Here is a 19,533-nt window from a genome sequence, read left to right on the forward strand (position 1 = left end):
CGGTGCCGGGCACCCAAGCCGGCCTTTCACCTCAGCAGCGAGCTGTTCAAGGCATCCCTCAACGACTCCCCGAGCCGGTGGGCTCGCAGCAGATCCATGCTGTTGGCCTGCGCGTTGATCGTCGTGACCGTCTGAATCTTCTGATTGTCCAGGCTGTTCTGGATCACCGTCGCGAAGGAGCCGGAGGCGAGCACGCCCGGATCGAAGCTGTTGTCCGCTCCGATCTGGATCACGCCCACGCTGGTGCCGACGGGCAGCACCTGCGGGCCTGCCGCCCCCCCGGCCAGCTGGCTCAGATCCGCGACGTTCAGCGTCGTCGTGCTCGACAGCACGCCGTTGATGAGGACCACGCGCTCGATACCGAACGAAAGCATCAGTCCGCCCGGCGTCTCGAAGCCGCCGCGCAGGCCGCCGAGCGTGTCGTCATCGACCAGCAGACCGGCGAACAACATCTTCTCGCCCTCGGGCGGGCGGCCTTCTGCGAGTGCCTGAGGGACCGGTTCCAGATCGTGGTCGCGCCCCGCTACGGTTGACGGCACCGGCGACGGGAGCGGTTCGCCGAGCGCGGCGAGCGGCACGGGCTGGTACGAATCCGGCGTCGACACGGCGAAAGGCGTGGCGCCCGCAGCACCGGGAAGCCTTTCGTCCGCGCCGTTCGCGACCGGGACCGGCGCGGACTCCGGCAGCGCACCCTCTTCGGAGGCTCCAGGCGGAACATCGAGTGACAGGACGTATTCGGCCAGGAGCCGCGATATCGTTCCCGGCCGACTCCCGTCGTCCGACGTCGCAGCCAGCGCGTCGAGCACCCCGGGGTGTGGCCGGCAGCCGATCCCTTCGGCATCCAGCGGCCAGTCGGCGAGCGCGAGGAGTTCGGCGGGCGGCATGTCGCCGGCACACAGTGCGGGGAAGAAGCCCTCGACCACGTCGTCCGTCGCATATGCATGCTCCAGCAACCGGAACGGAATTTCCGGGATTCCCGCACCCACGACGAGCATCGCCATGAGCCCGGCCACGCGTTTGTTCCGCAAAGTGATCATCGAAGAGACTCAAAAATCCATCGGCCCGCGCCGCAGCAGCAGGACATCCGTTGCATTGCCGCCGATCCCCTGCCCGATCGGCGCCGGGGGCCGGACTCGCCAGTCCTCGTCCCGGTCGAAGCGGGCACGCTCGGGCTTGTCGTTGATGACGAGCAGGATACCGTTGGTCCAGAAGCGTTCGAAGTCGGCGCGATCGAGAACGCGCGTCCCCATTGCCGGATCGCCGATGACCACCCGCTTCGCCCGCAGGCCCTTGACCACGACGAAGTGCGCGTAGCCGTTTTCCCTGATCAGCGCAATCGCCGGGACACGTGCCGCAGAAAGCTGGTCGAGCGACGCGCGCACGCCCTCGGCACGAAAACCGCTGCCGTCGAGATAGAGTTTCATGTCGAGCATCGAAAATCCCTCACGCCGGATCTTCGCCTGGTCACCGCGCTCGAACATGTGCTTGAACACCTCGACTTCGTCGACCTTGCGGTCGTAATGATGCGTGAGCAGCGTTGCGACCGCTGCGGAGCCGCAACTGAAGTCGTATTGCTGACGCAGCGTCGACACGAAGCGCGCCCCTTTCAGGCTCGTCACGGGCACTGCATAACTGCTCCCTGACGGCCCCAGAATCCTCGCCGAGTCGGACTGCGCCCCCGCGGGCTGGCACACCGACGCGCCCAGCAGGGCGATGAAAAACAGCGTGCGGACTTTCATGACAGCCTCGTCATTTCACCTCGAGATTGAGGATCACCGCGTTCTGGATCAGGACACCGTTTCCGCTGTTCTGGACCACGGTTCCCAGCACATTCGCATTGGCGAATGCGCCCTCGGTGATCAGGTTGTACCCGGTGACGGCATCCGACACGGAAACCTCGCTCATCGAACCGACCGCGCGTATTTCGCTGATGTGCGTATCGGCGCCGCCGCGTTGACCCGAAAGCACCGCGTCATCCACCGTAGCCCCATCCATCAGTCTCTGCACCGGCCGCTGCAGCGCGAAGGATTCCGCATCCCCGAGCATCACGACGTCGTCGGCATGCACGAGGCGGGTGCCGCCGGCCAGGACGGCCAGCGCGATACCGAGAGTCAGCAGGGGCAGTACCTGTCTCATGGCTTCACTCCTCGACTGCAAAGGTGAAGCCGGGGGAAGCTTCTCCCCCGGCTCGATCGTGCTGCTTACTGCACCGTCAGGTTGGCCTGCACGTTTGCGCTTTGCTGCACGAGTGCACCGATGCCGCTGTTCAGCGAGGTCATCGAGATGCCCGCCGAGTTGGCCAGGCTGCCGCCACCGACGGTGTTGGACATGTTGAAGGCGCCGGCATCGGCATACGCCGTGCCGCCCGCCCCGCCCGCAGCGCCGGCGCCGCCGGTACCCGCACCACCGGTCCCGGCACCCGCAGTGTTCGTGCCGCCGTCACCGCCGGTCCCGGCCGTATTGCTGCCGCCGTTGCCACCGTTGCCGCCGTTGCCGGCGGTGCCGTTGCCCGCGGTGGCCGTGCCGCTGGTCGCCGCGCCGCCATTGCCGCCATTGCCCGCGGTGTTGGTCGCCGTGCCGCCGTTGCCGCCGGTCCCGCTGCCGCCACTGGCGGTCGCACTCGAGTTGCCCGAACTACCCGCACCTCCGGCTACGCCGCCGGCACCGTCCGGGATGCCCGAGCCTCCGCTCGAACCGTTGCTGGCACTGCCCGAACCGCCGCCACCGCTGCCCTCGCCACCATTCGCGTGTGCCGTGTCGGCATTTCCGCCGGTCGAGCCGGTGGCGCCGTCCGCCGTGCCGCTCGCCGCGGACCCGCCGGTGCCGTCGCCGCCGTTGCTGCCATGGCCGCCTTCCGCACCGCCCGCTGCGCCGCCGGCGCCGCCCGCGCTATTGGCATTGCCGCCGATCCCGTCGCCGCCGTTGCCGGCACCGCCGGCCGCGCCGTTGCCGCCGTATGCGTTGCCGTGGTTCGTCGCGACGTTGCCGATGTTGCTCACGGACACGCCGGTGACCGTGCCGCTGAGCGATGCCGACGCGGTTACGTAGGTCTGGTTGAAGGCGTTGGTGAACGTAGCCGTCGAGCTCGAGCCGTTGTTCGCGGCTGCCGTGCCATAGCCTTCGGCGCGCGCCGTTCCGTCGTTGTTGCGGTTGTCGCCGGCGCTCTTGTCGTTGGCTTGATCGGAGTTGTTCGAGTTGTCGGAATTGTCGGTGAGCGAGTTGTCCGAGTTATCGGAGTTGTCGGAGTTGTCCGAGTTATCGGTCGCCGAATTGTTCGAGTTGTCCGAATTGTCCGAATTATCCGAATTGTTCGAGTTGTCGGAGTTGTTCGAACTGTCGGCGAAGCTGCTGTTGTCCTGCGTTGCGGTCGAAAACTCGTTCGCCTGCGGGCTGGTGTCGCCGCTCTGCGTCGCTGTGGCCGTTGCGGTTTGCGTGTTGTCGTTGGTAACGTCCGTGACATTATTCTCCGGATTCGCCCAAGCCTGCCCGGCAAGACCAAAGGCAAGTCCGATCGCGGCTGAAATCAATGTTTTTCTCATTGCACTTCCCCTTCGAGAGCCAGGGCCAGCCCCATGCCAGGCCCGGTGCCGACGTCGCGCAAGAGCTGTGCCATTGATGCGGAGTGTCGCCAAGCTACTGATTAAACGTCGACTATTTTGTCGCGACGGCGTCGGCCTCGACGAGGCACATGCCTGACTGTTCAGAGCTTGTACAACTTTGCGGGCGCAAAATCCGGTTCTTTCGCCCGCTTCAAAGCCAAGCCTTTGTATGGCCTGGTTTTTTACGGAAATCCGAGTCATGGCGAAGTGTTTCGCCGGTGAAACACTTCGCGCCGCATGCTGCGGCCACATCGTGCGCCGGCTGCAGTGCCGCAAGCAGGGAGTGCGCTCGCCCGCCCCTTCGCGCGCGACTGCCCCCGCAGTCACGGGTCATCGAAGAGGTTCTTCGCTAAACCGGCGCCAACTGTCGTAATCTTCCTGTCCGAGGCTGCTCTCGTTCATTCATTTATTCCGCCCCTTTCATGGAGCCCGCTTATGTCGAACTGGTATTCCGACAACGCCTTGTCGATCGGCAAGACGCCCCTGGTCAAACTGAACCGCGTCACCGACGGCGCCCCGGCAACCGTCCTGGCGAAGATCGAAGGCCGCAACCCGGCCTATTCGGTGAAGTGCCGTATCGGCGCCGCGATGATCTGGGACGCCGAGCAACGCGGCCTGCTCGGTCCCGGCAAGGAAATCGTCGAGCCGACGAGCGGCAACACCGGCATCGCGCTGGCGTTCGTCGCCGCCGCGCGCGGCATCCCGATCACGCTGACGATGCCCGAGACGATGAGCGTCGAGCGGCGCAAGCTCCTCGTCGCGTACGGCGCGAAGCTGGTGCTGACCGAAGGGGCCAAGGGCATGAACGGCGCGATCGCGAAAGCCGAGGAAATCGCCGCCTCCGCCCCGGGTCGCTACGTGCTGCTGCAACAGTTCAACAACCCCGCCAATCCAGCGATCCACGCGTCGACGACGGGCCCGGAGATCTGGAACGACACCGACGGCAACGTCGACATCTTCATTTCCGGCGTCGGCACCGGCGGGACGATCACCGGCGTGTCGCGTTACTTCAAAGAGACGCGCGGCAAGCCGATCGTGTCGGTCGCCGTCGAACCGGAAGCCAGCCCGGTGCTGACGCAGACGCGCGCCGGGGAGCCGCTCAAACCCGGGCCGCACAAGATCCAGGGACTCGGCGCCGGTTTCGTGCCGCAGGTGCTCGACCTGTCGCTGATCGATGCGGTCGAGACGGTCAGCAACGAAGACGCGGTCCTCTACGCACGCCGGCTCGCGCGCGAGGAAGGCATCCTCTCCGGCATCTCCTGCGGGGCAGCCGTGGCGGTGGCGGCGCGCGTCGCCCAGCGCCCGGAGAACGCCGGCAAGACGATCGTCGTGGTGCTGCCGGACTCGGGCGAGCGCTACCTCAGCTCGATCCTGTTCGAAGGCCTTTTCGACGCTTCGGGCGTGGCGATCTGAACGCCCCGGCGCGCGGCCGGGCCCGACCGGAACACGGCATGCAATCGGGCGGTCGACTGCCGGAATCGCGCCCTGGCGGCCCCGACGCGGGGGTCGCCAGGCGAGCCGCGCGCCGGTCGCGCAAGCTTTCGGCGACCGGCGATTCATAGCACAATGAATCCTTGAGCAACCCTCACCGCAGCCCTCCATGAATCCTCTGCTCCGCGTACGCGCCGAAGGCCAGCAGGTCTGGCTCGACAACCTTTCCCGCACCCTTCTCAACGAAGGCCACCTCGCCCGGCTGATCGCCGCGGACGGCATCGCCGGCGTCACGACCAATCCGGCGATCTTCCACAAGGCAATCGCCGGCGGGCGCTACTACGAAGAAGACCTCGCCCGTCTCAAGGGCGAAGCGATCGACGCCGAAACCCGCTACGAGCGGCTCGTGATCCCGGACGTGCAGCGCGCCTGCGACCTGCTGCGCCCGCTGTTCGACGAGAGCGGCGGCAACGCCGGCTACGTGAGTCTCGAAGTGTCCCCGGCGCTCGCGCACGACGCGGCACGGACCGTCGCCGCCGGGATGCGCCTGAAACACGCGGTCGGGCGCGACAACGTGCTGATCAAGGTGCCCGCAACCCCCGCCGGCATCGAAGCCATCGAGCAGCTGACCGCACACGGAGTGAGCGTGAACGTGACGCTGATGTTCTCGCTGGCGCATGTCGACGCGGTCGCCGAAGCCTACCTGCGCGGCCTCGCGGCCTGGCAGCAGGCGGGAGGCGAGGTGGGCCGCGTGATGTCGGTCGCGAGCCTGTTCCTGAGCCGCGTGGACACGCTGCTCGACAGGCAGCTCGGCGAGATCGGCAGCGACGCGGCGCTCGCGCTGCGCGGAAAATCCGCCGTCGCGATGGCGAAGCTCGCGTACCTGCGTTATCGCGAACGCTTCCACGGTGCGGCGTTCGCCAAGCTGCGCAGCGCCGGCGCGCGGCCGCAGTTGATGCTTTGGGCGAGCACCGGGACGAAGAACCCCGCTTACAGCGACCTCATGTATGTCGAGCCGCTGATCGGGCCGGAGACGGTCAACACGCTGCCCGACGCGACGCTCGCTGCGCTGGGCGACCACGGCACTGTCGCCCGCACGCTCGACCGGGATGTGGATGCGGCGCGGGTGCAGTTCGCCGCGCTGGAAGGGCTGGGCATCGACATGACGGCAGCGGGGAAGCGCCTGCAGGACGAAGGACTGCGCCAGTTCGAAGAAGCCTTTGCCGGGCTTCTCGAGCTCACTGCCTGAGCTTCGGGCTTCGCCCGTTCGCCCCGCCGTCCGGCCGCGCCGCTTTCGGTACCTCGCCGAGCGCCCGCAGCCGTTCGCATTGCAGCTGGAGCAGTTCCAGCCGCTCCCTCATCATCGCGCACAGCATGCCGGTTGCCCGCAACGGGCCACCGGCGCTCGCCCGGATGCAGTCGATCCTGCGCTGAAGCTCCCGCAGCCGGTCGCGTTCGGCCGCCGGATGGGCCGCGATGAACTGCTCGATGACCTCGGAGCGGGCGCGAAAGAACGCTTCCGGATCCCGTTGCGCGAGACTGCTCCAGTGCCCGAAATCGAAGCCGGCCATGACGCCCCTCCGGCACGGCGATGGCCATGCGTGTTTCATCGTAGGCAGCAGGAAGGGGTGGCGCAAGCGCAGTTGCGTCCGGCCGGCGCGTCTGGCCGCGCCGGCGAAAAACGGCCTCGGCTCAGGCAGCGGCGGCGTGCTGCGGGGTCAGCGCCAGACGGGCCATGCCGCGGAAATCTCCGGAACCGCCGAGCAGTTCCTTCATGTCGAGGATCAGCACGATCTGGCCGTTCGAAAGCGTCGTCACGCCGGCGACACCTTTCGGCCTGAAACCGTCGAGCGACTTGATGACGGCGTCTTCGCGGCCGGCGAAGCTGTCGATCGCGAGAATGAACGACAGTTCGGCGGCCTGCATCAGCACGCCATACCCGGGCGCCCGCTCCAGCGGCCAGCCGAGCATGCCGGCCAGCGGCAGGATCGGCAGCACTTCGCCGCGCACCACCATCGTCGCGCGTCCGCCCACTTCCTGGACCTCGCGCATGTCGATCGGCAGGATTTCCCTGACCATCGACAACGGCACCGCGAACGGCTGCTCGCCGAGCCGCACCAGCAGGACCGGCAGGATCGCCAGCGTCAGCGGCAGGCTGATGACGAAAGTGGTGCCCTTGCCGAGCTGCGACTTGATGTCGATGCTGCCGTTGAGCTTCTGGATGTTCGTGCGCACGACGTCCATCCCGACCCCGCGCCCCGAAACGTCGGACACCTGCGACGCCATCGAGAACCCGGGCAGGAACACCAGGTTGAAACTCTGGCGCTCGTCCATCCCGTTCGATTCCTCATCGGTGATGAGACCTTTCTCGAGCGCCTTCGCACGCAGTCGCTCGGCGTTCATGCCGCGCCCGTCGTCGGCGACGAGCAGGATGATGTGATCGCCCTCCTGGCGCGCCTCCAGACGCACCACCGACTTTTCCGGCTTGCCGTTCGCGATGCGTTCAGCCGGATCCTCGACGCCGTGGTCGACGGCGTTGCGGATCAGATGGATGATCGGGTCGGCCAGATCCTCGATCATCGTCTTGTCGATTTCGGTTTCCTCGCCGTCGAGCACCAGTTCGACGTCCTTGCCCATGTTCCGGGCCAGATCGCGCGCAATCCGCGGATATTTCTGGAACAGCCGGCCGACCGGCTGCATGCGGGTTTTCATCACCGCGTTCTGCAGGTCCGAGACGAGCAGATCGAGCTGGCTGACCGCGAGATCGAGCGAATGCAGCGTCTCGGTATCGTTGCGGCCGCTCAGGATGTCGCTGCGCAGCGCGTTGAGCCTGTTCTTCGTCAGGCCGATCTCGCCCGACAGGTTCAGCACCTGGTCGAGCCGGGTGGTATCGACGCGAATCGAGTTGTCGCGCTGCTTCTCGATGTCGCGTCGCCCGACCGGAGCCGCTGTATCGGGCTTGTCGTTCCCGCGCCGGCCGATCGCGGCCTGGATGACTTCCTCCGGTGGCCTGGCCGGCTGCGGGGGGACGATCACCGCCGGTTTGACCGCCACGGGCGTGCGGGCCGGCAAACCGGTGACCACACCGTGCAGCGCTTCCCAGTCCGGCTCCCCGCGCTGCGAGACGTCCGCACGCCCCGCCCGCGCCGGCTCAACAGCGGGAGCCCGCGGCGCCGTGGCCGAAAGGTCTCCCGCGATCGCCTGCTTCAGGCGCGCGATCAGCGCCGGCTCCGCCGCAGCGGGCCGGGCATGGTGCTCGAGGTGCGAAAACATCGTCCGCACGGTTCCCGTGGCTTCGAGGATCACGTCCATGACTTCGGGGGTGACCTGCACCGCGCCAGTGCGAAGATTGTCGAACAGGTTCTCGGTCAGGTGGCACAGCGTCACCAGTTCGGCGGCATTGAGGAAGCCCGCCCCGCCCTTGATCGTGTGGAAGCCGCGGAATATCTCGTTCAGCAAGCCGCGGTCGTCGGGTGCCCGCTCCAGATCGACGAGCTTGTTATCGACGCCGGACAGCAGGTCCCCGGCCTCGATCAGGAAATCCTGCAGGAGATCTTCCATTCCCGCGAAGTCACTCATGACGTTCTCGCATTATCGTTGCAGACTGCCGGGACGAAAGTCGCGGCGCGGCATATCGCCGCATCAAACGGCGTTTGGGCGGTTGCCCGGCGCCCCCTTTGGTTTTCAGAAGCCGAGGCTGTCGAGCAGGTCGTCGACCTGCTCCTGGGTCGTCACGACGTCGTCGCGCCCCGCGGAACTGATCACGGGACCGTTGAGCAGGTCGCCGTGCCGGTCGCTCCGCATCTGTGGCGGGGTCACCTCCAGCAACACCTGGAGCAGTTCGGTTTCGAGTTTCTGCGCAAGATCCACGACCTTCTTGATGACCTGCCCGGTCAGGTCCTGGAAATCCTGGGCCATCATGATTTCCATCAGCTGTTCGTTCGTCGCCCGGCTGTTCCTGACGACTTCGCCGAGGAAATCCCGCGTGCTGCCCGACAGGGCCTTGAACTCGTCGACCGACAGTTCGTTTGCGAACAGCTTGTCCCACTGCGCCTCCAGGTTTCGCGCATCGGCATGCATCTTGTTCTGTATCGGCTGCGCGATGTCGGTCGCGTTCAACACCCGGCTTGCCGCCTGTTCGGTCATTTGCGCGATATAACTGAGCCGCTCGCGGGCGTCCGGAATCGCCTGCACGGCGTCCTGGAGCAGGCCGTCCGAACCCAGCGCGCGCAGCGTGTTGTGCACCTGGCGCGTCATCTGGCCAATCCGTGTGAATACGGCATCGCAGCTGTGCTCGGGAAGTACGGGCGGCGGGTCGGTCCTTTTCGGCGCCGGCTCGCAGCTGACGGCAGCATCGAACTGCGCGGCGACCGCATCGAACAGGGACTGCAGTTCGTCGTCGTCACCGCTCGATGCGCCGGGATCGGCAACGACCTTGAATTCCGATTTCGCCGGGCCGGATGCGATGCTGTCGAACAAGGCCTGGAGATCATCAGAATCACCGGTCTCGTCGAGCTTCAGCTTTTTCGCCATTATCGGATTCCCTATTCGTTCAGGCGGGGCCATTCAGGCAACCGCTTTCTTGCCAATTTTTTCGAAGATCTTTTCGAGCTTTTCGGCCATCGTCGCCGCCGTGAACGGTTTCACGATGTAGCCGCTCGCGCCCGCCTGTGCGGCCGCGATAATGTTTTCCTTTTTCGCCTCGGCGGTGACCATCAGCACCGGCAGGTGCCGCAGATGGGGCGTCTGGCGGATCGTCTGCAGCAGCGTCAGGCCGTCCATGTTCGGCATGTTCCAGTCGGTGACGACGAAGTCGAACGACGCGTTGTTGAGCTTCTGCAGCGCGGCCGCACCGTCCTCGGCCTCGTCCACGTTCGTGAATCCGAGTTCCTTGAGGAGGTTGCGCACGATGCGGCGCATGGTCGAAAAATCGTCGACGACGAGAAATTTCATCTTGGGGTCGGACATCCTGTTCTCCGTATTCGTCTCGCAGCCGGCCCGGCCTAGTGCCCCTTCGACAACAGGGGGCGCAGCGTATCGGCCAGCGCGTCAGCGTCGAATTTTGCCACGTATGCATCGACACCGACCTGTTTTCCCATGGCGCGATTCGCCTCCGATGACAACGACGAATGCATGACGACGGGAATGCCGTTGAAGCGCGCGTCGGCCTTGATGTTGCGCGTCAGCACATACCCGTCCATCTCCGGCATTTCGGCATCCACCAGTATGAGGTCGAGTTCTTCCCCCACCTGGTGCCCGCACTGCTGCGCGTGGCTCGCGATGCCCTGCAGCCGTGTCCAGGCCTCGAGCCCATTGACCGCATGCTTGTGCTTGACGCCGAGCTTGTCGAGGACCTCGGCGATCTTGCGCCGCGCCACGCCCGAGTCGTCGACGAAGAAAATGTCGTATTCATGGCCGCCAGCGATCGGCGAAATATTCCCGACGACCGCGTCGCCGAACGTCGTCGCCAGCACCGTCTCGACGTCGACGATCGAAACGAGCTTGCCGTCGGGCGACTCGGTGATCGCGGTGATGTAGCTTTGCACATTGCTCGACACGTTGTCGGGCGCGCGGACCTTGTCCCATTCGACACGAATGATGCGATCCACGCTGTCGACGAGGAATCCGAGCGTGCGCTTGCTGTATTCGGTCACCATCATCGAGCCGCCGAGCGGCGCGCCGGGCCGGGCAAGGCCGAGGATCTTTGCCAGTGACAGAACCGGGATGACGTTGCCTCGCAGCGAGATCAGCCCTTCGACGCCGACGGGCATGTTCGGCGTGCGCGTGATGAAGGGCGCGGTGCAGACCTCGCGGACCTTGAACACGTTGATGCCGAAGGTTTCGCCGGTTCCCAGCGAAAACAGCAGGATTTCCATGCGGTTCGAACCGGCGAGGCTGGTGCGCCCATCGACGACGTTCAGCAGGCCGCTCTCGTCGGAATTGAAACTCGACATATCGGTGCTCCCTCTCAGCATGCCCGGGACGAGGCGCTGCTCTCGACCAGCAGGCGTCGCAGCGTCTGCGCGAGGCGCCGGGGTTCGAATTTGGCCACGTATTCATCCACCCCGACGGATTTCCCGAGTTGCTGGTTGGACATGCCCGACAACGACGAATGCATGAGAACCGGGATGCCGTTGAAGCGCGAGTCGGATTTGATCATCTTGGTCAGGATGTAGCCGTCCATTTCGGGCATTTCGACATCGGTCAGCACGAGGCCGACCAGTTCGTTGACCTTGCGTCCGGTCGCTTCGGCATGCATTGCAATCTTCTGCAGCTCCTGCCACGCCGCCCGGCCGTTGATCGATCCGACATAGGGCACGCCGAGCGCATCGAGCGTGCGTTCGATCTGTTTGCGGGCGACCGACGAGTCGTCGGCGAAATAAACCGCCTGCGCCGCGTCGTCGAGCGGTTCGATGCCCCGGAACAACAGCGGATCGTCCTGGGTCGTCGTTTCCGACAGCACTTTCTCGACGTCGAGCATCATCACCAGCCTCTCGCCGGGCAGCTCGGTCACGGCAGTGACCAGACCGCCGAGGTTCGCGGTCAGCATGTCCGGCGGAACCCTCATCTGCCCCCAGTCGAGCCGCAGGATCGTATCGACGGCCTCGACGAGGAAGCCCTGGGTGTGGCCGTTGTATTCAGTCACGATCATGATGTCGCGCCGCGCCTCGGCGCCTATCCCGGCATATCTGGCGAGATCGACGACCGGCACCAGTACGCCGCGCAGGCTCACCATCCCCTCGACCGACGCGGGCATCTCGGGCGCGGCGGTGATGGCCGGCGTGCGCATGACTTCCCGCACCTTGAACACGTTGATGCCGAAAGTTTCCCGACGGCCGGTACGCGCGTCGGTCCCCAGCGTGAACAACAGGATCTCCAGCTTGTTCGTGCCGGCGAGCCGTGTGCGCGCTTCGATATTCCTGAATAGTTCGGACATTTGGCTCTCCGCAAGATGCGGGTATATGTTCCGGCAACGGGTTCGTGCCGCGGGGTTGGGATGGATAACGTCAATGGCGGCCGATTCTTGAGGGCTGATGCGCGCGGTTTATTGCGGCGCCGTGTTCGGCCCGGCGCGCTGCAGGATGTGCAGCGCGATGGCCTTGAGCGGGACGACTTCGCGTGCGGCGCCAATACTCGCTGCCTCCCGCGGCATGCCGTACACGACGCACGAGTCGTGATCCTGGGCGATCGTCCATGCCCCCGCGTGGCGCATCTGCAGCAACCCCTGTGCGCCGTCCTTGCCCATCCCCGTGAGCAGGACTCCGATCGCCGCGGTGCCGACTTGCGCCGCTGCCGAGCGGAACAGCACGTCGACCGAGGGGCGGTGGCGATTGACGGCTTCGTCCCGCGACAGCACGCACTGGAAGCCGCCCCCGGTACGCCGGATCGCGAGATGGGAATGGCCCGGCGACAGATACACGTTTCCCGCCAGCACGGGCTCGCCGTCCTCGGCCTCCTTCACGGTCGGCGCGCACAGTCCGTCGAGCCGGCGGGCGAAGGAAGAGGTGAAGATTTCCGGCATGTGCTGCACGATCAGGATCGGCGGCGAGCGTTCGGGCAGCCCGACAAGGATCTCCTTGATGGCTTCGGTGCCCCCCGTCGAGGCCCCGATGAAGACGATGCGCGCCGCGCCACTGCGCATTGCCGTGCCGGCCTCAGGCGCGGCTTGCATCGACGCACTGATAGACCGTACGGCCCATCGAACGGAACAGGTCGACCGCGTGCAGGAAGCTCTCGGAGTGGCCGGCGAAGAGCGCTCCATCCTGGCGCAGCAAAGGCACAAAGCGCTTGAGGATCGTGTACTGCGTCGGCTTGTCGAAGTAGATCATGACGTTGCGGCAAAAAATCGCGTCGAGCGGCCCCTGCACGAGCCAGTTGGCTTCGAGCAGGTTGATGCGGCGGAAACTCAGCAGGCGCTGCAACTCCGGGCGCACCTGCAGTTCCCCGGGCAGTCCGTCGGCCGGGCGGACGAAGTAGCGCCGCAACCGCTCCGCCGACAGGCGTTCGAGGCGATCCTGTCGATACCGGCCGCGCTGCGCCTGGGCGAGCACGCTGGTATCGATGTCGCTCGCGAGGATCTGCACCGGAGGGCTCAGCGTGTCGAACGCCTCGCATGCGGTGATCGCGAGCGAATACGGCTCCTCGCCGGTGGAAGCGGCGTTGCACCAGATCCTGATCGTGCGCTTTTCCTCGATGCCGCGCAGCCGCTGGGCAAGCAGGTCGAAATGGTGGGGTTCGCGGAAGAACGAGGTGAGGTTCGTCGTCAGCGAATTGACGAAGACCTCCCATTCCGGGCGATCGCGCTCGAGCCGGACGAGATATTCCGCGAAAGTCCGGTCGCCGCACGCCCGCAGGCGCCGGGCGAGGCGGCTGTACACCATGTCATGCTTGGCCGGCGACAGCGCGATGCCGGCGTGGCTGTGGATCAGCGCCCGGATGCGGTCGAAATCCGTCGTCGTGAACAGGAATTCGCGGTCGCGCATGCTTGTCGTCGATGGGCTCAGGGTTGCAGGGCGGCACGCGCCCGTCCGGCCGGCATCGCGGAGGCCGCCCCGATATCGCGGCGGAGCTTCTCGTCGTCGACGGGCATTGTCGCGCCGACGTCGAGCAAACCGCGCTGCGCCCGCACCGCCTCTTCGGTCTTCCGGTTCATGACGACGATGCTGATACGGCGGTTGGTTGGATCAAACAGGTCGTCCTCCTTCATGGGCACCGTCTCGGCCAGGCCGACTACCCGGATCACCTTCCCCGGCTCCAGTCCGCCGGCGACCAGTTCCCGGCGCGACGCGTTCGCACGGTTGCTCGACAGCTCCCAGTTCGAGAAGCCGCGCTCGCCACCGGCGTATTTCGCGGCATCGGTATGGCCGGAGAGGCTGAGCCGGTTCTGCACGTCATTGAGCGCCCGTCCGATCGCCCGCAACAGGTCGCGGGTGTAAGGCTGCAGCGCATCGCTCGCGGTATTGAACATCGGCCGATTCTGCTCGTCAACGAGCTGGATGCGCAGCCCTTCGGACGTGATGTCCATCAGGATCTGGTTGCGAAAGCTGCGCAGCTTCGGGTCGGCCTCGACGATCGCCTCGATGCGGCCTTTCAGGTCGATCAGCCGCGCCCGCTCGCGCATTGCTTCCGCCCCTTCGTTATCGCCCTCCAGTCGCTGGATCTCGCGTCCCTTCGCCGCATCGAGGTTGATCGAACGGCGCTCGTCGACGTCGCCGCGCTTGCGCTGTCCGAGGGAACGGGAGAGGTCTTCGCCGCCGCCCTTGATGACGCTTGAACTGTCGCCCGATCCGCTTCCGCCCTGCATCGCGATTTTCAGCGGATTCTGGAAATGGTCAGCGATCCCCTCGAGGTCGCCCTGCGCGGTCGAGCCGAGGAGCCACATCAGCAGGAAGAAAGCCATCATCGCGGTGACGAAGTCCGCGTACGCGACCTTCCATGCGCCGCCGTGCGCTGCCGCCGCGACCTTGTTGATGCGCTTGACGACGATAGGTTGTTGCGTATCGTCGCTCACGGCCGGGCGCCTCCACGTCGCGCAGAGGCCGGGCGAGGCGTGAGGCGCGGCAAGCTCGTCATTGCGGCCGTCAGCCCTTGCGGTTCTTGATGTCCTGCTCGAGCTCGGCGAAGCCCGGACGCTCCGTCGAATACAGCACCTTGCGCCCGAACTCGATCGCCACCTGCGGCGCATACCCGTTCATGCTCGCCAGCAGCACCACCTTGATGCACTCGAAGACTTTCCCGCCCTCTTCGACGCGCTGCTCCAGCTGGCTCGCGATGGGCTGGACGAAACCGTAGGAAATGAGGATGCCGAGGAAGGTGCCGACCAGCGCGCCGCCGATCATCTTGCCGAGCACCGCCGGCGGCTGGCCGACCGAACCCATGACGTTCACCACCCCCATCACCGCGACGACGATACCGAACGCGGGGAGCGCATCGCCAACTTTCGCCACGACGTGCGGTGCGGTGTGCGCCTCCTGGTGATGAGTATCGATTTCCTTGTCCATCAAGCTTTCGAGCTCGAACGCGTTGAGGTTTCCGCCGACCATCATGCGCAGATAATCGGTGAGGAACTCGATCGCGTGGTGGTTGGCCATCACGCTCGGATACTTCGTGAAGATCGGGCTGGATGCGGCATTGTCGACATCGTTCTCGATCGACATGAGGCCTTCCTTGCGCACTTTCGCGAGCACCTCGTACAACAGGCCCAGCAGGTCCATGTACATCGCCTTGTTGTACGGCGAGCCCTTCACGACCCCCGGCAGGGCCGCCAGCGTCGCCTTCAGCGCCTTGCTGCCGTTGCCGGCAACGAAACCGCCGATCATCAGGCCGACGATCGCGAGGTATTCGAGCGGCACCCACAGGGCCATGAGGCTGCCATGAATCGAATAGGTCCCGATCGACGCGAGAAGGATGATCACATAGCCAACGATCAGAAACACCGCGGAACCCCTGTCGATTCATGCGCGAAGGCGCTCCGGCGCCTCGCGGAAATACTGGCCACTGTAACGACTCCGGCACGCCGGACTTGAGCGCCGACAAACAAAAAGGCCGCCGGCAGGCGCGGCGGCCTCGAGCACGGCGATCCGTTGCTCAGTCCGCTTCGGCGAATGCCGCCTTGGCGGCCCGCTTGGTCTTTCCGGCCCGCGAAGGCATATTGCACAGACCGCATACGAAGTGGTGGGTCGGATCATAGGCGTGGGCGACGAAGCGTCCGCCGCAGCTCGTGCAGGGGGCGAACTGGAGCAGGTCGGCGTCGAAGAACCGCACCAGCGTCCAGGCGCGCGTCAGGCTGAGCACCGGGTCCATCGCTTCGGCCTCGACGTGATCGAGATACAGATGGTAGGCCTTGATGATCGCATCCAGCCCCTTGAGGCCGGCCTTGTCCTGGAAGAAACTGAAGAAGGCCATGAACAGCGACGCGTGCATGTTCGGCTGCCACGTCATGAACCAGTCGGTCGAGAACGGCAGCATCCCTTTCGGCGGCGACATGCCGCGCACTTCCTTGTAGATCTTCAGAAGGCGCTCGCGGCTCAGCTTCGTCTCGGCTTCCAGCATCTGCATGCGGGCGCCGAGGCGGACCATTTCCGCTGCGCGCTGGATGTCTTCGGCTTCGCCGATGATGCTCTTGTTTTTCAATTTGCTCTCCTCCGGCCGGGCTATCCGGCCAGTTCCTGCACGGGCTTGCCGGCGGCGATGATCGCGGCGTGCAGGCTGGACGTCGCGGCATCCCGCCCGTTGCCGGCGATCAGGCCCGCCAGCATCGCATCGTCGAAGCGGAAACCCGGCAGCACCATCTGGCTGCTCGCCATTTTCACCAGCCGGGCACTGGTCAACCCCTCGATGAGCTCGGCAACGCCATGGCCGATCCCCAGTCGCAGCATCGCCGTCTCACGGTCGGCGCGCAGCATCTGCTGCGCCAGCATCATGTAAGCGAGGTTGAGTTCCTGGATTTCGGACTGAAAATCTTGGCGTTTCATCGTTTGGTCATTACCGTGAATAAGGTAGCCAAAATTAGAGTCAATTGTTAGCAATTGCAAGCGCGATCCACGGCAGGAGCGGCAAGATTACACACTTCACGGGCTATCTGTTGTATCGACGCCACGTCTGTGGGAACTGCTGTTCCGCATGTTAGACGAATACGTTTTGCGCAAGGTCGACGGGTCCTTTTGCGACCCTCGCCACCGACACCCCACCGTTCCGGGCTAGAATCCAGCGACCCCAAGCCTTCAGCCAATGCCATGAAGTTCTGCTCGAACTGCGGCGCGACCGTCGAGTTGCGCATTCCTCCCGGAGATTCGCTGCCGCGCCATGTGTGTGCGAACTGCGGCAGCATTCATTACGTGAATCCGAAGATCGTCGTCGGCGCGATCCCGGAATGGGAAGACCGCATCCTGTTGTGCCGGCGCGCGATCGAACCGCGCCACGGCTTCTGGACGCTGCCGGCGGGCTTCATGGAAAATGCCGAGACGACGGCACAGGCCGCGGCGCGCGAGACGCTCGAAGAAGCCTGCGCGCGGATCGAGGTCGGCGAAATATTCACGCTGATCAACGTCCCGCACATCAGCCAGGTCCACATCGTCTATCGCGCGCGCCTGCTCGACCTGGACTTCGGACCGGGCGAGGAATCGCTGGAGGTCGGATTGTTTGCGGAACATGAAATCCCGTGGGACGAGATTGCTTTCCGGACGATCGCGCTGACGCTGCGGCATTATTTCGACGACCGCCGCCACGGCACTTTCTGCTTCCGCACCAGCGATCTCGCCCTGCCCCCACCGGTCGGCACTGCCTGAACCACTGCTGCCGCCGCCGATCGAATGACAATAAGGCCGGCCGACACTGCCGCCGGTCCGCATCACCGGTCCGGCAGGACCGTGCCGGCGCCGCCCGCGCCGGCAGAACAGAAGCGCAGGAGGTATCGTGCCGACAGCGGCTCATGACAACGCAATCAAATCCGAACGACGGCCAGGCCAGCCGCGGGCAAGGTCCCCTGTCGTGCAACACCCCTGGATCCTCACGCTCGACAGCCGCGGCCTGCCCCACCGCTGGATAAGCTGGCAGGCGGCGTGTCACTACTATGCCCTGGACATGGTGGCGTGGGTCGTCGGAAACCGGCAGTTCCGCTTCGTCGGGGGAATCTGCCGGGCTACCGGGTTGCGCTCCGAAATCACCGCGAACAGCATCATCGCGATCAAGGGGCGCAACTTCCGTCCCGAAAGCCACAGCCAGGTCCCGCCGCTGAACAACCGCGAACTGTTTCACCGCGACCGCTATATCTGCGCCTATTGCGGCGACCGCTTCTCGGGCCACATCCTGACGCGCGAGCACATCGTCCCGGTTTCACAGGGCGGCCGCGACGTGTGGATGAACGTCGTGACCTCGTGCCGGCCCTGCAACCAGCGCAAGAGCGGGCGCACGCCGGAACAGGCGCGAATGGCGTTGCTGTATGCACCGTATGTGCCGAACAAGGCCGAATACCTGATTTTGTGCAACCGCAGCATCCTCGCCGACCAGATGGATTTCCTCGCCCGCCACGTGCCGCGCCAGAGCCGGCTCCACGTTCCGTGAAAACGTGAGCGCACCCTTCCAGCATCTCCCCACCGGCTTGCCTGAGCCGGCGCGTTCTTGCCTGTCGCAACACGCTGACGGAGGCGGGCAATGAGCGGGCTGCGGGCAATCCGCGGCGAGATCGTGCACTTCCTCGGCGACCCGGCCGACCTGGGGAGCGATGCGCTGGCGCACTTTCCGGACGGGTTGCTGATCGTGCGCGACGGGCTCGTCGCCGAACTCGGCCCCGCGGGCGAGCTGCTGCCCCGGCTACCCGCCGGCACGGCGGTCGACGACTACCGTGGCAAGCTGGTCCTGCCCGGCTTCATCGACACGCACATCCATTACGCGCAGACCGACATCGTCGCCAGCTACGGCGAACAGGTGCTCGCGTGGCTCGAGAAATATACCTACCCGACCGAACGGCGTTTCGCCGATCCGGCTCACGCGGCGGCGGTCGCGGAGTTCTTCTGCGACGAGCTGCTGCGGAACGGCACGACGACCGCGATGGCGTTTGCGACCGTGCATCCGGCCTCCGTCGACGCGCTGTTCGCCGCGGCGCGCAAACGGCACATGCGGATGATCGCCGGCAAAGTGCTGATGGACCGCAACTGCCCGGACTTCCTGCGCGACACCGCCGACCGCGGCGACGCGGGATCGAAGGCGCTGATCGAGCGCTGGCACGGCCGCGACCGCCTGCTGTATGCGGTGACGCCGCGCTTCGCCCCGACCTCGACACCTGAGCAGATGGCGCTCGCCGGGCGCCTCTTCGCCGATCATCCGGGCGTGTATCTGCAGTCCCACCTTGCCGAGAACGAGCGCGAAGTCGCATGGGTCGCGAGGCTCTACCCGGAAGCGCGCAGCTACCTCGACGTCTATGAACGCTACGGCCAGCTCGGCGCGCGCAGCGTGTTCGCGCACTGCGTGTGGCTCGACGACACCGATCGCGCCCGCATGGCCGCGACCGGCGCGACGATCAGCTTCTGCCCGACCTCGAACCTGTTCCTCGGCTCGGGCCTGTTCGATCTCGACCGCGCGCAGGCCGCGGGCGTGCGGGTCGGGCTCGGCACCGACGTCGGCGGCGGGACCAGCTTCTCGATGCTGCAGACGCTCAACGAAGCCTACAAGGTGCAGCAACTCAGGGGACAGCGGCTGCCGGTCGAGCGCGGCTTCTACCTCGCGACCCGCGGCGGCGCGCGCAGCCTGTATCTCGACGACCGCATCGGCAGTTTCGACACCGGACGCGAAGCCGACCTGGTGGTGCTGGACCCGGCCGCGACGCCATTGCTCGCCCGGCGCACGGCCGTCGCCACGACCCTCGCCGAGCGGCTGTTCGCGCTGATGCTGCTCGGCGACGACCGCGCCGTCGCGGCGACCTGGGTGATGGGCGAACCGGCGTGGCGCCGGCCGTGACGTGACGTCTTTGAGGTGAGGTTTTTCGGGCGGATGAGCCGAAGGCGTT

The 19,533-nt window shown here is 65.7% G+C and carries 21 protein-coding genes; 5 read left to right on the forward strand and 16 right to left on the reverse strand.

Annotation, left to right across the window (positions count from 1 at the left end; genetic code table 11):
- Positions 1-26: 26 nt before the first annotated feature.
- The 4 genes from GO606_RS19170 to GO606_RS19185 form a co-directional block, all read right to left on the reverse strand.
- Positions 27-1,001, reverse strand: coding sequence for a hypothetical protein (locus GO606_RS19170; protein WP_169116813.1), 975 nt, complete (start codon positions 999-1,001; stop codon positions 27-29).
- 45 nt (positions 1,002-1,046) lie between these two features.
- On the reverse strand, positions 1,047-1,739 hold the full coding sequence (locus tag GO606_RS19175; RefSeq protein WP_169116812.1) for a C39 family peptidase: 693 nt from the start codon (positions 1,737-1,739) through the stop codon (positions 1,047-1,049).
- A 10-nt stretch (positions 1,740-1,749) separates the two neighbouring features.
- Positions 1,750-2,136, reverse strand: coding sequence for a hypothetical protein (locus tag GO606_RS19180; protein ID WP_169116811.1), 387 nt, complete (start codon positions 2,134-2,136; stop codon positions 1,750-1,752).
- A 65-nt stretch (positions 2,137-2,201) separates the two neighbouring features.
- Positions 2,202-3,527 carry a hypothetical protein gene (locus GO606_RS19185; RefSeq protein ID WP_246979865.1) on the reverse strand — a complete coding sequence of 442 codons (1,326 nt, stop codon included), beginning with the start codon at positions 3,525-3,527 and terminating at the stop codon, positions 2,202-2,204.
- 507 nt (positions 3,528-4,034) lie between these two features.
- Here GO606_RS19185 and cysK point away from each other — a divergent pair.
- Together cysK and tal are read left to right on the forward strand one after the other, a co-directional pair.
- Positions 4,035-5,012: a cysteine synthase A gene (gene cysK, locus GO606_RS19190; RefSeq protein ID WP_169116810.1), complete on the forward strand. Its 978-nt coding sequence runs from the start codon at positions 4,035-4,037 to the stop codon at positions 5,010-5,012.
- Between the two features lie 187 nt (positions 5,013-5,199).
- Positions 5,200-6,279, forward strand: a complete 1,080-nt coding sequence (gene tal, locus GO606_RS19195; RefSeq protein ID WP_169116809.1) for a transaldolase — start codon at positions 5,200-5,202, stop codon at positions 6,277-6,279.
- On the opposite strand, the gene GO606_RS19200 is transcribed toward tal, so the two are convergent.
- The 12 genes from GO606_RS19200 to flhD form a co-directional block, all read right to left on the reverse strand.
- Positions 6,269-6,601 (reverse strand): DUF3135 domain-containing protein, encoded by a 333-nt coding sequence (locus GO606_RS19200; protein ID WP_169116808.1) that lies wholly within the window; start codon positions 6,599-6,601, stop codon positions 6,269-6,271. The two genes, tal and GO606_RS19200, sit on opposite strands and share 11 nt — an antisense overlap.
- Before the next feature lie 121 nt (positions 6,602-6,722).
- The gene (locus GO606_RS19205; RefSeq protein WP_211166442.1) at positions 6,723-8,609 is read right to left on the reverse strand and encodes a chemotaxis protein CheA; all 1,887 of its coding nucleotides are present in this window, start codon (positions 8,607-8,609) and stop codon (positions 6,723-6,725) included.
- A 105-nt stretch (positions 8,610-8,714) separates the two neighbouring features.
- On the reverse strand, positions 8,715-9,563 hold the full coding sequence (cheZ, locus tag GO606_RS19210) for a protein phosphatase CheZ (RefSeq protein WP_169116807.1): 849 nt from the start codon (positions 9,561-9,563) through the stop codon (positions 8,715-8,717).
- A 33-nt stretch (positions 9,564-9,596) separates the two neighbouring features.
- Positions 9,597-9,998: a chemotaxis response regulator CheY gene (gene cheY / locus GO606_RS19215; RefSeq protein ID WP_169116806.1), complete on the reverse strand. Its 402-nt coding sequence runs from the start codon at positions 9,996-9,998 to the stop codon at positions 9,597-9,599.
- A 35-nt stretch (positions 9,999-10,033) separates the two neighbouring features.
- Entirely contained in the window at positions 10,034-10,984 is a 951-nt protein-coding gene (locus tag GO606_RS19220; protein WP_169116805.1) for a chemotaxis protein, read from the reverse strand.
- A gap of 14 nt (positions 10,985-10,998) precedes the next feature.
- Positions 10,999-11,967, reverse strand: a complete 969-nt coding sequence (locus GO606_RS19225; protein WP_169116804.1) for a chemotaxis protein — start codon at positions 11,965-11,967, stop codon at positions 10,999-11,001.
- 108 nt (positions 11,968-12,075) lie between these two features.
- Positions 12,076-12,702, reverse strand: a complete 627-nt coding sequence (locus GO606_RS19230; protein ID WP_244857148.1) for a chemotaxis protein CheB — start codon at positions 12,700-12,702, stop codon at positions 12,076-12,078.
- Positions 12,686-13,513 carry a CheR family methyltransferase gene (locus GO606_RS19235; protein ID WP_169116802.1) on the reverse strand — a complete coding sequence of 276 codons (828 nt, stop codon included), beginning with the start codon at positions 13,511-13,513 and terminating at the stop codon, positions 12,686-12,688. The genes GO606_RS19230 and GO606_RS19235 overlap by 17 nt, the downstream gene beginning before the upstream one ends.
- Before the next feature lie 17 nt (positions 13,514-13,530).
- Entirely contained in the window at positions 13,531-14,541 is a 1,011-nt protein-coding gene (motB, locus tag GO606_RS19240) for a flagellar motor protein MotB (protein ID WP_169116801.1), read from the reverse strand.
- A gap of 70 nt (positions 14,542-14,611) precedes the next feature.
- Positions 14,612-15,466, reverse strand: coding sequence for a flagellar motor stator protein MotA (motA, locus tag GO606_RS19245; protein WP_169116800.1), 855 nt, complete (start codon positions 15,464-15,466; stop codon positions 14,612-14,614).
- Positions 15,467-15,617: 151 nt separating this feature from the next.
- Entirely contained in the window at positions 15,618-16,163 is a 546-nt protein-coding gene (gene flhC / locus GO606_RS19250; RefSeq protein WP_169116799.1) for a flagellar transcriptional regulator FlhC, read from the reverse strand.
- Positions 16,164-16,183: 20 nt separating this feature from the next.
- Positions 16,184-16,504 (reverse strand): flagellar transcriptional regulator FlhD, encoded by a 321-nt coding sequence (gene flhD, locus GO606_RS19255; protein WP_169116798.1) that lies wholly within the window; start codon positions 16,502-16,504, stop codon positions 16,184-16,186.
- Positions 16,505-16,765: 261 nt separating this feature from the next.
- Between flhD and GO606_RS19260 the strand changes: the two genes are divergently transcribed.
- The 3 genes from GO606_RS19260 to guaD all read left to right on the forward strand — a co-directional run bounded on the left by GO606_RS19260 (position 16,766) and on the right by guaD (position 19,484).
- A complete protein-coding gene (locus GO606_RS19260; RefSeq protein WP_169116797.1) occupies positions 16,766-17,317 on the forward strand; it encodes an NUDIX hydrolase in 552 nt (183 codons plus the stop codon).
- A 202-nt stretch (positions 17,318-17,519) separates the two neighbouring features.
- The gene (locus tag GO606_RS19265) at positions 17,520-18,092 is read left to right on the forward strand and encodes an HNH endonuclease (RefSeq protein WP_246979752.1); all 573 of its coding nucleotides are present in this window, start codon (positions 17,520-17,522) and stop codon (positions 18,090-18,092) included.
- Positions 18,093-18,182: 90 nt separating this feature from the next.
- Positions 18,183-19,484: a guanine deaminase gene (gene guaD / locus GO606_RS19270; RefSeq protein WP_169116796.1), complete on the forward strand. Its 1,302-nt coding sequence runs from the start codon at positions 18,183-18,185 to the stop codon at positions 19,482-19,484.
- Positions 19,485-19,533: the final 49 nt, after the last annotated feature.

The organism is Aromatoleum anaerobium (assembly GCF_012910705.2).
GTDB lineage: Bacteria > Pseudomonadota > Gammaproteobacteria > Burkholderiales > Rhodocyclaceae > Aromatoleum > Aromatoleum anaerobium.

Bases quoted from the DNA above. Each gene is read 5' to 3' on its own strand.
- cysK (WP_169116810.1), top strand. From the start codon at position 4,035: ATGTCGAACTGGTATTCCGACAACGCCTTGTCGATCGGCAAGACGCCC.
- GO606_RS19170 (WP_169116813.1), bottom strand. From the start codon at position 1,001: ATGGCGATGCTCGTCGTGGGTGCGGGAATCCCGGAAATTCCGTTCCGG.
- GO606_RS19225 (WP_169116804.1), bottom strand. From the start codon at position 11,967: ATGTCCGAACTATTCAGGAATATCGAAGCGCGCACACGGCTCGCCGGC.
- GO606_RS19200 (WP_169116808.1), bottom strand. From the start codon at position 6,601: ATGGCCGGCTTCGATTTCGGGCACTGGAGCAGTCTCGCGCAACGGGAT.
- cheZ (WP_169116807.1), bottom strand. From the start codon at position 9,563: ATGGCGAAAAAGCTGAAGCTCGACGAGACCGGTGATTCTGATGATCTC.
- tal (WP_169116809.1), top strand. From the start codon at position 5,200: ATGAATCCTCTGCTCCGCGTACGCGCCGAAGGCCAGCAGGTCTGGCTC.
- GO606_RS19220 (WP_169116805.1), bottom strand. From the start codon at position 10,984: ATGTCGAGTTTCAATTCCGACGAGAGCGGCCTGCTGAACGTCGTCGAT.
- GO606_RS19175 (WP_169116812.1), bottom strand. From the start codon at position 1,739: ATGAAAGTCCGCACGCTGTTTTTCATCGCCCTGCTGGGCGCGTCGGTG.
- GO606_RS19230 (WP_244857148.1), bottom strand. From the start codon at position 12,702: ATGCAAGCCGCGCCTGAGGCCGGCACGGCAATGCGCAGTGGCGCGGCG.
- GO606_RS19180 (WP_169116811.1), bottom strand. From the start codon at position 2,136: ATGAGACAGGTACTGCCCCTGCTGACTCTCGGTATCGCGCTGGCCGTC.
- GO606_RS19260 (WP_169116797.1), top strand. From the start codon at position 16,766: ATGAAGTTCTGCTCGAACTGCGGCGCGACCGTCGAGTTGCGCATTCCT.
- guaD (WP_169116796.1), top strand. From the start codon at position 18,183: ATGAGCGGGCTGCGGGCAATCCGCGGCGAGATCGTGCACTTCCTCGGC.
- flhD (WP_169116798.1), bottom strand. From the start codon at position 16,504: ATGAAACGCCAAGATTTTCAGTCCGAAATCCAGGAACTCAACCTCGCT.
- GO606_RS19235 (WP_169116802.1), bottom strand. From the start codon at position 13,513: ATGCGCGACCGCGAATTCCTGTTCACGACGACGGATTTCGACCGCATC.
- cheY (WP_169116806.1), bottom strand. From the start codon at position 9,998: ATGTCCGACCCCAAGATGAAATTTCTCGTCGTCGACGATTTTTCGACC.
- GO606_RS19205 (WP_211166442.1), bottom strand. From the start codon at position 8,609: ATGAGTGACTTCGCGGGAATGGAAGATCTCCTGCAGGATTTCCTGATC.